Consider the following 14,848-nt stretch of genomic DNA (forward strand, 5'->3'; position numbering starts at 1 on the left):
ATAAAAAAACAACCCGCATTTACGGGTTATTTTTCTGATACTTTTCTTTTATTTCTGGATTTTCCTCCAAAAACCTATTAAATTTTCTCATTTTTTCTAGCGTTTCAATAGATATATTGTGTTCAATTAATTCTGTTTGCTCTAACAATCCCTCCTTAACCCCTAAATTTTTTAAAAATTCCTCCACAGTAGAATGCCTATCCAATAAAAACTTACCCATTTCTTTGCCCTTTTCTGTTAAACCTATCACTCCATATTTTTCATACTCCACAAATCCTAATTCCTTTAACCTTTGAAGCATTTTAGTAGTTGAAGGGGCTTTTACATTTAAAAGTTCAGAGAGAAGATTTACACGAATATATGGGTTTTTTAGACTTTCCCTATAAATCATTTCTATATAGTCTTCCATAGCTGATGTAAGATGTTTCCTCTCCTGGGAATGAATTTGGTAACCTCTTACAGTATAAAACCTATCTTTTTCCATATGCTCACACCTTTTTTAATCCTTCAATAGCATATATATTATCTTTAAATAAAAAAAAGACTTAGCACGAGGCTAAGCCTTTTGCACAGCATCTTTTTTTACAAAGTCTATTTTACCATCTTTAGCAGTTACAATAAGTTCATCTCCTGGTTTGACTTCCCCTTGCAACATCAATTCTGATAATTGATTCTCTACAATTCTTTGTATAACTCTTCTTAAAGGCCTTGCACCGTAGTTGGGGTCATATCCTTGTTTGATAATTTCCTCTTTGGCTTCAGGAGTAAACTCCAGTTTAATGTTGTTCTCTTTTAGTCTATTATTCAATTCTTTAATCATTATATCAGCAATCTTTTCAATATCTTCTTTTGAGAGTTGATGAAATACAATTATCTCATCCACCCTATTTAAGAATTCAGGTCTAAAGGTCTTTCTCAACTCTGCCATCAATGTTTCTTTTATTTTGTCATAAGAGGCTTTGTCTTCTTTTTCTTGAGGCATAAATCCTAAGGTAGATTGCTTTTTCAAAAGTTCTGCTCCCACATTTGATGTCATGATTATAACTGTATTTTTAAAGTCCACAGTTCTACCTTTTGAATCTGTGAGTCGTCCATCTTCTAATATTTGAAGGAGAATGTTAAACACGTCAGGATGCGCTTTTTCAATTTCATCCAGCAAGATTACTGAATAGGGCTTTCTTCTTACTTTTTCTGTTAATTGTCCTCCTTCTTCAAATCCTACATATCCTGGAGGTGAACCGATAAGTTTAGATACAGTGTGTCTTTCCATGTATTCTGACATATCAAGCCTAATCATAGCATTTTCGTCACCAAAAAGAGCTTCTGCCAAAGCCTTTGTAAGTTCTGTTTTACCAACACCAGTAGGACCCAAGAAGATAAATGAACCTATTGGCCTTTTTGGATCTTTTAAGCCTACTCTTGCCCTTCTTATAGCTCTTGCCACTGCTTCTACTGCTTCATCTTGTCCTATAACTCTTTCATGCAATACCTCCTCTAAGTGGAGCAATCTCTCTGATTCCTCTTCAGCTAACTTTTTAACAGGTATTCCTGTCCACAGAGATACGACTTGTGCGATTTCTTCAGGTCCTACACTTTTTTCATTAGAAAGAGAATTTTGTTGCCATTTAGCTTTTAATTTTTCTAATTCTTCTCTCAATTTTTGTTCTTCATCTCTTATTTTTGCAGCTTTTTCGTATTCTTGAGTTCTTATCGCTTCTTCCTTCTCTTTTATAAGGTCATTGATTTTATCTTCCAGTTCTTTTATCTCTGGAGGAGCTGTCACTGTCTTTAGTCTTACGCGAGAAGCTGCTTCATCTATTAAGTCTATAGCTTTATCAGGTAAAAATCTATCTGCAATATATCTGTGAGAAAGTCTAGCTGCTGCTTCTAAAGCTTCGTCAGTAATTTTAACCCTATGATGGGCTTCATACTTATCTCTCAAGCCCTTTAATATCTCAATAGTCTCCTCCACAGTTGGTTCATCTACAATTATTGGTTGGAATCGTCTCTCTAATGCAGGGTCTCTTTCTACATATTTTCTGTACTCATCCAAAGTAGTAGCTCCAACTACTTGAATTTCACCTCTTGCAAGTGCCGGTTTTAGAATATTTGATGCATCTATTGCACCCTCTGCTGCACCTGCTCCTATCAAAGTGTGCATCTCATCTATAAATAGTATCACATTTCCTGCCTTTATAACCTCATTTAATACTGTTTTTAACCTATCTTCAAATTCGCCTCTGTACTTTGTACCTGCTACCATAGAAGCCATGTCTAAAGTTACAACTCTTTTATCTTTCAAAATTTCAGGAATTTCTCCTTCTACAATCTTTTGCGCAAGACCTTCTACAATAGCAGTTTTACCGACACCCGGTTCACCTATTAGGACAGGGTTATTCTTTGTCCTTCTGCTTAAGATTTGTATAACTCTTTCAATCTCTTTTTCTCTTCCTATTACAGGGTCAAGTTTGCCGTCTCTTGCAAGCTCAGTTAAATCTCTTCCAAATTGATTTAAAGTAGGTGTATTGGTATTTTTAACTTTTGCAGCCTTTGCAGGTCCTCCTGCAGGCTCTTCATTAAGCATTTTTACAATCTCCTCTCTCACCCTATTGAAATCTATACCTTGTTCCATTAAAATTCTTACAGCAACTCCTTCGCCTTCTCTTAAAAGTCCTAACAAAATATGCTCTGTCCCTACATAGCTGGTATTAAATCTCCTTGCCTCACTAAGACTTAGCTCTAGTACTCTTTTTGCCCGAGGGGTATAACCTACGACGTCTCCTGGAATATTTCCCATTCCAATCAAAGACAATACCTTCTCTCTTGTAGTTTCATAAGTTACTCCCAGTTTTTTTAAAACTCTTGCTGCAATTCCTTCATCTTCTTTTAACAATCCTAATAAAATGTGTTCTGTCCCTACATAGTTATGATAAAAAGACCTCGCTTCCTCTTGAGCCAAATAAAGAGCTTTTTGAGCTCTTTCTGTAAATCTTCCAAACATCGCCATAACAAACACCTCCTATAAATTATCTTTTTTGTTTATTTGACTTACTACATATTCTGCCCTTTTAACATCTCTCTCATAGGGGTCTAATTGAATGCCATAAATTTTTTGTAAATTAGCTGGTTGTATATGTGTAGTGAGAACATCAATTTTATTTATATCCACATCTAATATTCCTAAAATTGCTCCTAATCTCACGTCAGACATTAAAGTCATGTATTCCTTTGTAGACATCACTTTTGCATGAGATAAAATTCCAAAAGCCCTTCCTACTCTATCTTCTATTTGAATTCTTTGTTTTTTGTATAAATCCTCTCTAGCTTTTCTTTCGCTAGAGATAATTTGTCTTGCTACTCCTTCAATATTTTCAATTATTTCTCTTTCGCTTTGGCCAAGAGTGACTTGATTAGAAATTTGATAAATATCTCCTAAAGCTTGAGTACCTTCACCGTATATCCCTCTCACTGCCATACCTATTTTAGAAACAGAGTTTAAAATATTGCTTATTTGCCCAGTGATAGTAAGAGCTGGAAGATGAACCATGACTGAGGCTCGTATCCCTGTTCCTACGTTAGTAGGACAAGAAGTCAAATAACCTATCTTTTCATCATAGGCATAGTCGATAGTTTCTTCAATCAAATCGTCAATTTTATCGGCAGTATCCCAGCTTTCATTAAGCCTTAATCCTTCTAATATACATTGTATTCTAAGATGATCCTCTTCATTGACCATTATACTCACTGTATTGTCATCTTTTATAAGAGCATAACCACTCTTTGTATTCTGTGAAAGGTCAGGGCTTATAAGGTGCTTTTCTACAAGTGATTGCCTGTCAATAGGAGTCAATTTCTTCATATCATATTCTACAAATTGGGTAGATAAAATAGTATTACTACCTAATATAGCCTTTCTAACCAAATCTATAACCTTTCGTCCCTGCTCTTCTGTCATAATAGTAGGGAAAGGAATATCTTTTATATTCCGAGCAAGTCTAATTCTACTGGACAATACCACATCTTTATCGTACTGTAGCATTTCGGTCACCTACTTTCCTAATTCTTTCTCCAATTCTCTGATTTTATCCCTTAATTCTGCTGCTTTTTCATAAGCTTCTTCTTTAATAGCTTTTTCCAATTGATATTTCAACTCCTCAATTTCTCTTTTTACTCTCATTTTACCGCCAGCTTTTTTAGGAATTTTCCCTCTGTGTTCTGTACTGCCGTGTATTCTCCTCATAAGAGGATTTAATTCTTCAGCAAAAGCATCATAGCAGAAACTACAACCTAATCTTCCAATTTTTTTGAAATCTTCGTAAGTCATACCACAGTGACTGCATTTCAAAGTTTTTTTGTAAAGTCATCTACGCCAGGCAAAAAGTCCATTAAACCTGACAATAAATTTTGAACTGAAAAAGGTGTAAAAGTTGAAAAAACTTCTGTATTTAAAATTCCCTCTTCTGCTGCGCACTGGTCACACAAATGCATTTCAGTTTTTACTCCGTTTACTATTTTAGTGTAATGAACTGTAGCAGGCCTTATTTTGCATTTATCACACATCATAAAAATTACCTCCTTTACTTGTTGCGAGCAATTTCCATAAGCATTGCCTTAAGTAGTAATGCTCGCAACATATTCTTATCTTCCTGAGAAAAAGGAAGAATTTTATCATTAACTACAGCTTTCATCAAAGCTGCTTCCCTGGACGTTATAATATTGTGGTCTAAAAGAGCATCAATGTAGTATCTAGCTTTACTCTCAGAAATATTATCCCCTATGTTTTCTATTATTTTATTTATCCAATTGTTTGATATAGAAGTTTTATAAATTTTTATATAACCTCCGCCGCCTCTTTTACTTTCTATGATGTATCCTCTGTCAATAGTAAAACGCGTCTCTAACACATAGTTTATTTGAGATGGCGCACAATTAAAAACATTTGCTAATTCATTTCTTTGAATTTCTACATAATGCTTACCAGCCTCTTCCATTAGCTCTTTTATAAAATTTTCAATCAAATCACTAAGCCTTGCCATCGCCATCACCACGTCTCTTACTTTTACTTTGACTTTCTTTGACCTTCGAATATATTTTTGCATTTTTTTGTCCTCTCGTCAATAGCTTTTTCACGCTAAAGCAAGTGATTTTTTCTAATATTTTCATCAAATAATAAAAATATCTCTCATATTCTAAAATTTTCACCATTTTTCATTCATTTTCATAGTTTTCTTCCTCTTCATCTGCCAACTCTTGACGGTCTTCTTGATTTATAAGAGATGAAAAATTGCTTTTTCCCTTTAAATTCTTTCTATCCGTATTTTCGTAAGTCTCTTCTTCAAAAAAATTCCCTCTTACAGATTTATATAGCTTTCCTTTGAAAAATTTTTGACTTTTATTCATATCCTCCACCTCTTGCTCACTTTATTATTTATTAAAGCTATTTTCAAACTCTTTTAAATCTAAATTGACTCTCGCTACCCCAGTCTCTATTGCTGCTTTCGCAACTGCTATTGCTACATTTTTAAGAACTCTTTTATCAAAAGGCTTTGGAATTATATATTCCGGAGTAAGTTCATTTTCTGAAATAGTCTGGGCAATAGAATACGCAGCACTAATTTTCATCTCTTCATTAATTGTAGTAGCCCTAACTTCTAATGCCCCTCTAAATATACCCGGAAAAGCTAACACATTATTTATTTGGTTTGGAAAATCAGATCTGCCAGTACCTACTACATAAGCTCCTGCCTCTTTTGCTTCATCAGGATATATCTCAGGCACTGGATTAGCTAATGCGAAAACTATTGGTTTTTTTGCCATTGTTTTTATCATTTCTTTATTTAATACATTAGGTGCTGATACTCCTATAAACACATCTGCTCCTTTTAAAGCATCTTTTAAAAGCCCTTTTAATCTTCCTTTATTTGATATTTTTGCAATCTCTTTTTTAGAGAAGTCTTCATCTTCTCTTCCCTCATATATGATACCACTTCTATCGCAAACTATTACATCTTTTATACCCGCTTTTATTAAAAATTTAGCAATAGCAATCCCTGCCGCTCCAGCTCCATTTACAACGGCAGTAACTTCTTTTAATTCCTTTTCTACAATTTTTAAAGCATTTATTAAAGCAGCCAAAGTTACAACTGCCGTTCCATGCTGGTCATCATGAAATACAGGTATATCCAAAATTTCGTCCAACTTTCTTTCTATTTCAAAACAGCGAGGAGCAGAAATATCTTCAAGATTTATACCTCCAAAAGCAGGTGAAATATTCACCACAGTTTTTATAATTTCTTCAACATCTTGAGTAGCAAGACATATAGGTACTGCATCAACGCCTCCAAATTCTTTAAATAAAACTGCTTTTCCTTCCATAACAGGTAGTGCTGCGTAGGGCCCTATGTTTCCTAAACCTAAAACAGCTGAACCATCTGTCACAACCGCAATCATGTGGCTCTTTGTAGTATATTCATATACTAAATCACTATTTTTATGTATCTCCTTACAAGGCTCTGCAACACCTGGGGTATAGGCTAAAGCTAAATCTTTGTCATTTTTCGCTTCTACTTTGCTTATAATTTCAAGTTTGCCTCTATTTTCTTTGTGAAGTTTTAAAGTTTCTTCTCTTATATTCATTTCATAAAGTCCTCCTCTAATACCCGTGTTTTCTTATATTATAACTTAAATATTTTTTAGAAAAAAGTTATTAACTGCAATAAAAATAAGGCCTGCAAAAGCAGGCTTATTCTTCTTTTTCTTTTAATTTCTTCCTTTCTTCTATTATTTTTTGTGCCACATTAGGTGGAGCTTCTTCATATCTTGCAAAAGTCATTTTGAAGTCTCCTCTTGCTTGTGTCAAAGACCTTAAATCTGTCGCATATCTATTCATTTCAGCCAAAGGCACTTCTGCTGTGATTACTTCTAAATTGTCTTTTGACTCCATGCCTAAAATTCTTCCTCTTCTCTTATTCAAATCCCCAATGATATCTCCCATGTATTCTTCAGGTACCACCACTTCTACTCTCATAATGGGTTCTAAAAGAACTGGATTTGCTTGTTCCATTCCCTTTTTAAAAGCAAGAGATGCAGCAATTTTGAAAGCCATTTCAGAAGAATCAACAGGATGGTAGGAACCATCTACCAAAGTAGCTTTAATGTTTACAACAGGATAACGAGCAAGCACACCTTCTTTCATACTTTCTCTCAAGCCTTTTTCTACTGCTGGAATATATTGTTTGGGAACAGCTCCACCAAAGATTTTATCTTCAAACTCAAATTCACTGTTGGGATTTGGCTCAAATTCAATCCACACATGACCATATTGTCCATGTCCACCTGTCTGCTTTTTATGCTTTCCTTCTACTTTGACTTTACCCTTTATCGTCTCTCTATAGGGTACAATTGGGTCTGTCAAGGTGCATTCTACTCCAAACTTGTTCATCAACTTTTTAGAAATTACTTCTATATGCTGCTCTCCCATTCCATAAACTATCATTTGACCTGTCTCTAAATTCTTTTCTACTTTAAAAGTCGGATCTTCTTCCTGTAGCCTTTGAAGCCCATTGCTGATTTTCTCTTCGTCTCCTTTGGATTTAGGTTCAATTGCAAGAGCAAGTGTAGGCTGAGGAAACTCGATTGCTGACAACGTAACAGGATTAGAAGTGTCACATAAGGTATCTCCTGTCATTGTATATTGAAGCTTTGCAACTGCTCCTATATCTCCAGCTACTAACTTAGATACAGGCATCTGCTTTTTCCCTCTTAAAATGTAAAGCTGGCTTATTTTTTCTTGCATCTGCTTATTTGAATTAAGTAGTGTAGAATCAGAAGTTAGAGTACCTGATACAACCTTGAAAATAGATAGTCTGCCCACATAAGGATCTGCTATAGTTTTAAATACAAATGCGGCTACTGGTCCATTTTCACTAGCTTTTTCTCTTTCTATATCCAGAGGTGATGGCAAAAATTCCACAATAGCATCTAATAATTTATCTGTTCCAATATTTTTAAGGCTTGAACCGCATAAAACAGGCATTAACTCTCCAATTCTTATGCTGTTTTTGATTCCTTCTTTCATTTCTTCTTGTGTAAATTCTTCTCCTCCAAAGTACTTTTCCATTAAAGTTTCATCGTTTTCAGCAATGTTCTCAATCAATTCCTCTTTGGCTGATAAAACTTTATCCATCAAATCTGCCGGTACTTCTGTCTCCTTTACCCCTTTTTCATCGTAAACGTATGCTTTTTGAGTAAGAACATCTACATAACCTTTAAAACTTTGTTCGCTTCCAATAGGAAATGTCAAAGGAATAACCTTATTACCAAATTTGTCCATCAATTGATTTAATGTCTTAAAATAATCTGCATTTTCTCTATCCATTTTGTTAATAAAAAATATAATAGGCAACTTATTCTTTTTAGCCATATTAAACACTTTTTCAGTTCCAACTTCTACACCAGAAGCAGCACACACAGGTATTATAACACTGTCTACAACCCGCAAGCCACTTACAACTTCTCCAAAGAAATCAAAATACCCTGGCATATCTAATATATTAATTTTACACTCTCTCCACTCCACTGGAATTACTGATGTGGAAATAGATATCTGCCTGGCAATTTCCTCTGGGTCATAGTCAGATACAGTAGTGCCATTTTCTACGTGCCCCATTCTATCAATGACTTTTGTGTTGAAAAGGAATGCCTCAGTTAATGTAGTTTTACCGGCTCCACCGTGGGAAACCAATCCTACATTTCTTATTTGATTAGTTTTGTAATCCTTCATACATATCCCCCTATCTTATCGCAAATAATCTTTAATATTATTATTCTATACATTTTGAAATTTTCCTTTATTTTTTTTGATATTTTTTTAATAAAAAATCTCTGGCAAAAGCCAGAGATTTACTCAATGTCTTTAATTATGTCCTCCATCATTTTTTGTATCTTTTCTGCCTCAGCAATATTTAGCACCCTTTCCGCTATTTCTTTTGCTCTTTCATATTCCACATTTCTGATGATATTTTTAACTGTAGGTATAGAAGTTGCACTCATAGAAAATTCGTCTAAGCCAAGTCCTAACAATATAACTGTAGCTAAAGGATCTCCCGCCATTTCACCGCACATAGCCGCAAATTTGCCTTCTTTATGGGCTGCATCAATAACCAGTTTTATAAGTCTTAAAATAGCAGGATTAAAAGGTTGATAATAATCTTTTACGTGTTCATTCATTCTGTCAACAGCAAGAGTATACTGCGTCAGGTCATTAGTTCCTATGCTAAAGAAGTCCACTTCTTTAGCCAATATGTCTGCAGTTATTGCAGCAGAAGGTATTTCCACCATTATACCTACTTTTATGTTTTTGTCATATTTTATGCCTTCTTTATCAAGCTCAGCTTTTACTTCGTTTAAAACGGTATTTGCTTTTCTTACATCTTCTACAGAAGATATCATAGGATACATTATGTGAATATTTCCATAAGCACTTGCTCTTAAAATTGCTCTTAATTGAGTCTTAAATATGTCTGTCCTATCCAAGCAAAGCCTTATAGCCCTATATCCCAAAAAAGGATTCATCTCTTTAGGCATATCAAGATAAGGAAGTTCCTTATCTCCTCCTATATCCAGTGTTCTTATAGTAACAGGCCGGCCTTCCATTTTTTCTGCAACTTCTTTGTAGGCTTCAAATTGCTCTTCTTCTGTAGGAAGAGTAGTTCTATCCATGTATAAGAATTCAGTTCTAAAAAGTCCAACCCCTTCTGCTCCATTGGCCAGCGCACTTTTTACATCTTTTGGAGTTCCTATATTTGCCGCTAACATGACTTTTTTGCCATCGGGAGTTATTGCAGGCAAATCTTTTAATTTCTTTAATTTCTCCACCTTTTTATCATAATTCTCTTTTTTAGCCTTATATTCGTTTATTGTATTTTCGTCAGGATTTACAATGACAACCCCTTCCAACCCATCTACTATTATGGTATCTCCATTATTAACTTGAGAGGTAACATTACCCAATCCTACTACAGCAGGAATTTCTAAGGAACGTGCCATTATAGCTGTATGAGAAGTTCTTCCGCCTACATCTGTAGCAAATCCTAAAACCATTTCTTTTTTCATGGTAGCTGTATCTGAAGGGGTTAAGTCTTTGGCTATAACTACCACTTGTTCATCAAGTTCAGAAAGATTCACGCTTTTTACTCCTAAAAGATTATTTATTATACGGCTTCCTACATCCCTTAAATCTACAGCTCTTTCTTTTAAATATTCATCATTTAAACTTTCCATTACAGAAGCATTTTGTTCAATTACTTTATTTACCGCATTATCAGCAGTTATAAGTTCAGTCTTTATCATGTTTTCTACCCCTTCAATAAGTTCGGGGTCACTTGCTAGCATTAAATGTGCCTCAAAAATTTCTGCCTTATCCTTCCCAAATTCTTTCAATGCATCTTCTTTAATTTTTTGTATTTGCTCCTTCGTCACTTCTAAAGCTTTCTTAAACCTTTCAATTTCGTACTCTACTTTTGATTCATCTATGTTTTTCATGTTGATTTCTGCTTTTTCTTTAGTATATAAGAAAACCTTCCCAATCGCTATCCCTGGAGATGCCGCAACTCCTTTTAGCATTTGTTAACCCTCCTTAAAATTAATTCTAACGTCTATTATAACATAGTTTTCGTCCCAGTGTGAAACTTTTGCACAATAATAAAATAAAAAAATAAAGCAAATTTGACAAATCATTTTTTAGATAGCCGCAAAAGCAAAATCAGGAAAGGCAATCCCTTTCCTGACTCAACAATCAGTTCTTTATTTATTAACCAATTTTAATGCTTCTTCAATAACAGCTTTAGCGTTTTTTATAGCTTTTTGAGCTTCAACTTTATAGATGGGCTTATCTTTAAATCGAGATTCTTCTTTAACTGCTACATCTGCTGCGAAAATAACAAGATCTGCTTCATCAACTTCCTTCTGAGTTATTTTATTCTCTATGCCAATTGAACCTTGCGTTTCAACTTTAATTTTGTGCCCAAGTTTTTTTGCTGCATTCTCTAATGCTTCAGCCGCCATATAGGTATGAGCAATACCTGTAGGACAAGCTGTAACTGCAACTATTTTCATATTCCATCCCTCTTTCTATAAAATTTTGTAAATTATTTACATAATCTTGAAACTATTTTTAGTTTTACTCAGCAACTTCACTCTCATCTTCAACTTCTTCAATAACAGGTTTTTTTAATGCATTTACCATTAATGCAGTAACCGCAATACCTATTAGTACAGCTACTATAAACATGATTTTATTATCTACAACCGGCAACACAATAGGTCCACCATGTGGTGCATGGTCTCCAACCTTCCCTATTGCTGCTATCGCAGCACCTATAGATGAGCCTACCATTATAGATGGTATTACTCTTAATGGATCGGCTGCAGCAAAAGGTATAGCACCTTCTGTGATACCAATCATCCCCATTGCAAGTGCACCATACCCTGCTTCCTTTTCTGCTTTAGTGTACTTGTTGGGTGCTAACAATGTAGCAACACCCATCCCAAGCGGGGGAATGCATATTGCTACTGCTACTGGTCCCATAATTGTATATACGCCTTCTCCTATCATTGCTGCAGCAAATAAGAATGCAACTTTGTTTACAGGCCCCCCATATCAAAAGCTATCATCGCACCCATTATCATTGCTAAAATCACAGCATTTCCTGTACTCATGGATTTTAACCAATTTGTCATAGCTGTCATTGCACTGCTTATAGGATTACCGAGTACATATATCATAAGAAAACCTACAATAAGTGCTGATAACAACGGGATTACAAAAATTGGCATTATAGGTCTTAAATTCTTAGGAACTCTCCAACTCTTTATCCACCTTGCAACATATCCTGCGATAAAACCTGCAATAATTCCACCTAAAAAACCTGCCTTCAACTGGTTTGCAAGCACTCCACCAACAAGTCCAGGAGCAAGTCCAGGTCTATCAGCTATTCCAAAAGCTATAAATCCTGCAAGAACTGGCACCATCATTGAAAAAGAAGCTGTACCAATATCCATCATACTTTTTAACACTGGATTTGTAACAACTGCACCTTTACCAGCCTGCACACCACTTAATGCAATTGAAAAAGCTATTAAAACACCACCTATGACAACTATAGGTATCATGTAAGATACGCCTGTCATTAAATATTCTCTAATCCTTTTTAATTCTTCCTTCATCGTATTTTTATCCTCCTTATCGATTTTATTTTTGTTTATTTTTAACTTACTTGGATATCACTTAAAGCATTTAAAATTTCCTCGACAGTTACTGCTTTTTTTAGCATTTCAATAAAACTATCATTCATTAATTTTCGTGATAACTGTGACAATATCTTAAGATGAACATTATCCACATTTTCTTCAGGCACCCCTAAGAGAAAAATTAAATTGACAGGTTTGCCATCTAATGAATCCCATTCTATTCCATCAGTTGTTTTACCAAATACTATCATCGCCTCCTTTACAGCTTTTGATTTTCCATGTGGTATCGCGATTCCATTCCCCACCCCCGTTGTATATGCTTTTTCTCTATCAAGCACACTTCTCGCATACTCCTCTACAGAAGTTATTTTCCCTTCTTTTTGCGCCAATTCCGCCAATTTTATAATTGCCTCTTCTTTGTTTTTTGCCTCAAGATTTAGTGTAACAAGATTTTTATTTATCAGCATCGTAAATTACCTCCAATAACTTTATAATTTCTTCTCTGTTTTTTGCTTTTTTTATATTTTCTACAAATTCCGGTGATTCAAGTTTATTATATAATTTTCTAAATATATACCTGGATTTTGCTATATCACTTTGAGTTAAAGATATCATAAATAACATATCTACCTTTTCTTCATCCCAAGCTATAGGATTTTTTAGTCTTACCACTGTAAATACTGATTTATTAACATGTTCTGGTAAACCATGTGGAATTGCAATACCATTTCCTATAGCAGTAGAAGCTATTTTTTCTCTGGTTATAACATCTTGAATATATTCCTCCTTTACATATCCTTTTTTATGCAACTCCATACATACCTTACTTAATAAATCTTCTTTTTTAGGTAAATACCGTCAACATCAAGTAACTGCGTATCGATTAAATTAGATCTTTTATTTAGAGCCTGTATAAATTCATCAAGCCGCTTTATATCATTTTGAGTTAATAAAGGACTTATATTTATAAAAGGTTTATTTATCTCAATAGGTACAGTAGAGATAACTATATCTATGTCATTTAAGATGCTCTCATGTAGCGAAACAGAAGAAACTATGTCTTTTATTTCTATCTGTTTAAAAGATTTCTCAAGCCTTGCCGCAAGAAGTTGTGCTGTTCCAATGCCAGTTGTACAAACAACCAGGGCTTTAAGTGGTTTTTTAGCTCGTTCAACTGCAGCACCTAAATGTAGTGCAATATAACCTATTTCCTCTTCTGCAACTTTTTTACCTAAATACTTCTCAAACACAACACTTGTCATCCATGCAACCCCATATATTTCAGGATAATTCTCTTTAATATCGTTTAATAGTGGATTTCTTAGTGTTAAACCATACTTGAGCCTATTTATAGTTGGTCTTAAATGTAGTATCAAACCATTTAACAATTGCTTATCATTGCTTAAATCAAGAGATAATGCCCTTTCAGCAATATTTATAATTTCTTTTGACATAATAACCGCTAGCTCAATACTTTCTTCATCTTCCAACTCTAAATTCACATCTTCAATTTTATTTTGCTGCATTTTAGTACCAATGATATGCAATACAATATATCCTATTTCTGATTCAGGAAGAACTACATTAAATTTCGCTTCTATCTCTTTCGCCATCTGTTGAGCTATTACATATTCATCTTTTTGCTTTAGATTATTTAAGACCGCCTTTGATAATTTAACATCTTTTTTATGCTTTAGTCTTTCGATAGAAATAGCTACATGTATAACCAAACTTATAAAAGCCTCATCCGAAAATCTAAATTTGAGTTTTGATTCAGCATTACTAACTATTTTTTCAAGTTGCTTGTAATCAATATCAAAAAGTTCCCTTAATTGCATTAATGTTCTATAATCTATCCTACCAGTGTAATCATTATATAAAAATTCTTTTAATTCTTTTTGTTCTTTAGTTGAAACAATTAAGCTTGCCACTGCATTTCGCCAATTCTCTTCATCGCCTACCACTTCAATGCCATAGTTAGGTTTTTTTAGAAGTTTTAGATTAAATTTGTTAAGCCATTTTTCAACACTTTGTAAGTCTTTGTGTATTGTAACCCTACTTACATAAAGTTCCTCCGCTAGTTCTTTTGTAGTTACACTTCCTTTACTCATAAACAATCGCTTTAAAATGTAGTTTTTTCTTGCTTCAGGCGAAAAAGGTTCTTCAAAGTCTAAACTCTTTTTAATCTCATCAGCAAGCTCAAGCTTTTTATTTCTAGGCCCCTCTAGTACAATACCTACTCTTGGTTTTTTGATAATTTTTACGCCTTTTTGTTGTACAAATTCTTCAGCTTTTTTAAATCATTCCTTATTGTTTTATTCGATACTTTCAGTGTATTTGCGATATAATCAACCGTAAGTGGCTGTTCGCTATTTAAAAGCATATTTATAATCTCAAGTATCCTATCCATAATTAATCACCCTTTTACCACATTTAATGTGGTAACTATATTAACAAATTTATTTCAGCTTTCGATTAATATTATACCTAAAAAACGTTTATTTTCAAGGAATTTAAGTGTAACTTTTTATGCCTTATTAATGTGGTAAAACTTTATTAATTATTCAAATCAAGAGATAAAACAAAAAAGACCAGGAAA

10 protein-coding genes and 3 pseudogenes are annotated in these 14,848 nt (G+C 34.1%); all 13 read right to left on the minus strand.

Features of this window, described 5'->3' with window-relative positions; genetic code table 11:
- Positions 1–19 precede the first annotated feature (19 nt).
- The 13 genes and pseudogenes from OEI98_RS12535 to OEI98_RS12605 all read right to left on the minus strand — a co-directional run bounded on the left by OEI98_RS12535 (position 20) and on the right by OEI98_RS12605 (position 14,659).
- Positions 20–484: a metal-dependent transcriptional regulator gene (locus tag OEI98_RS12535; RefSeq protein WP_003870694.1), complete on the minus strand. Its 465-nt coding sequence runs from the start codon at positions 482–484 to the stop codon at positions 20–22.
- A 72-nt stretch (positions 485–556) separates the two neighbouring features.
- Positions 557–3,007: an ATP-dependent Clp protease ATP-binding subunit gene (locus OEI98_RS12540; protein ID WP_003870696.1), complete on the minus strand. Its 2,451-nt coding sequence runs from the start codon at positions 3,005–3,007 to the stop codon at positions 557–559.
- Between the two features lie 12 nt (positions 3,008–3,019).
- A complete protein-coding gene (locus tag OEI98_RS12545; protein ID WP_004404893.1) occupies positions 3,020–4,039 on the minus strand; it encodes a protein arginine kinase in 1,020 nt (339 codons plus the stop codon).
- Between the two features lie 9 nt (positions 4,040–4,048).
- Positions 4,049–4,563: pseudogene (locus tag OEI98_RS12550) on the minus strand (UvrB/UvrC motif-containing protein).
- Positions 4,564–4,577: 14 nt separating this feature from the next.
- Positions 4,578–5,042 carry a CtsR family transcriptional regulator gene (locus OEI98_RS12555; protein ID WP_004404897.1) on the minus strand — a complete coding sequence of 155 codons (465 nt, stop codon included), beginning with the start codon at positions 5,040–5,042 and terminating at the stop codon, positions 4,578–4,580.
- A gap of 166 nt (positions 5,043–5,208) precedes the next feature.
- Positions 5,209–5,400, minus strand: coding sequence for a hypothetical protein (locus tag OEI98_RS12560; RefSeq protein ID WP_004404899.1), 192 nt, complete (start codon positions 5,398–5,400; stop codon positions 5,209–5,211).
- 24 nt (positions 5,401–5,424) lie between these two features.
- Entirely contained in the window at positions 5,425–6,636 is a 1,212-nt protein-coding gene (locus OEI98_RS12565) for an NAD(P)-dependent malic enzyme (protein ID WP_266038196.1), read from the minus strand.
- Between the two features lie 106 nt (positions 6,637–6,742).
- Positions 6,743–8,782, minus strand: coding sequence for an elongation factor G (fusA, locus tag OEI98_RS12570; RefSeq protein ID WP_266038198.1), 2,040 nt, complete (start codon positions 8,780–8,782; stop codon positions 6,743–6,745).
- Between the two features lie 119 nt (positions 8,783–8,901).
- Positions 8,902–10,623: a phosphoenolpyruvate--protein phosphotransferase gene (gene ptsP / locus OEI98_RS12575; RefSeq protein ID WP_266038200.1), complete on the minus strand. Its 1,722-nt coding sequence runs from the start codon at positions 10,621–10,623 to the stop codon at positions 8,902–8,904.
- A gap of 180 nt (positions 10,624–10,803) precedes the next feature.
- Complete coding sequence (locus OEI98_RS12580; RefSeq protein ID WP_003868415.1) at positions 10,804–11,115, minus strand: PTS fructose transporter subunit IIB; 312 nt, start codon at positions 11,113–11,115, stop codon at positions 10,804–10,806.
- Between the two features lie 64 nt (positions 11,116–11,179).
- Positions 11,180–12,225 (minus strand): annotated as a pseudogene (locus OEI98_RS15390) (PTS fructose transporter subunit IIC).
- A 41-nt stretch (positions 12,226–12,266) separates the two neighbouring features.
- Positions 12,267–12,716, minus strand: a complete 450-nt coding sequence (locus OEI98_RS12595) for a PTS sugar transporter subunit IIA (protein ID WP_003870703.1) — start codon at positions 12,714–12,716, stop codon at positions 12,267–12,269.
- Positions 12,703–14,659, minus strand: a pseudogene (locus tag OEI98_RS12605) (BglG family transcription antiterminator). Before OEI98_RS12605 ends, OEI98_RS12595 begins: the two are co-directional and overlap by 14 nt.
- Between the last annotated feature and the right edge of the window lie 189 nt (positions 14,660–14,848).

This window comes from Thermoanaerobacter sp. RKWS2, assembly GCF_026240795.1.
Taxonomy (GTDB): Bacteria; Bacillota; Thermoanaerobacteria; order Thermoanaerobacterales; family Thermoanaerobacteraceae; genus Thermoanaerobacter; species Thermoanaerobacter ethanolicus.

Coding starts and splice junctions, on each gene's coding strand:
- ptsP (WP_266038200.1), bottom strand. CDS start 10,623: ATGCTAAAAGGAGTTGCGGCATCTCCAGGGATAGCGATTGGGAAGGTT.
- OEI98_RS12565 (WP_266038196.1), bottom strand. CDS start 6,636: ATGAATATAAGAGAAGAAACTTTAAAACTTCACAAAGAAAATAGAGGC.
- OEI98_RS12555 (WP_004404897.1), bottom strand. CDS start 5,042: ATGGCGATGGCAAGGCTTAGTGATTTGATTGAAAATTTTATAAAAGAG.
- OEI98_RS12535 (WP_003870694.1), bottom strand. CDS start 484: ATGGAAAAAGATAGGTTTTATACTGTAAGAGGTTACCAAATTCATTCC.
- OEI98_RS12595 (WP_003870703.1), bottom strand. CDS start 12,716: ATGCTGATAAATAAAAATCTTGTTACACTAAATCTTGAGGCAAAAAAC.
- OEI98_RS12580 (WP_003868415.1), bottom strand. CDS start 11,115: ATGAAAATAGTTGCAGTTACAGCTTGTCCTACAGGTATTGCTCATACC.
- OEI98_RS12540 (WP_003870696.1), bottom strand. CDS start 3,007: ATGGCGATGTTTGGAAGATTTACAGAAAGAGCTCAAAAAGCTCTTTAT.
- OEI98_RS12545 (WP_004404893.1), bottom strand. CDS start 4,039: ATGCTACAGTACGATAAAGATGTGGTATTGTCCAGTAGAATTAGACTT.
- OEI98_RS12560 (WP_004404899.1), bottom strand. CDS start 5,400: ATGAATAAAAGTCAAAAATTTTTCAAAGGAAAGCTATATAAATCTGTA.
- fusA (WP_266038198.1), bottom strand. CDS start 8,782: ATGAAGGATTACAAAACTAATCAAATAAGAAATGTAGGATTGGTTTCC.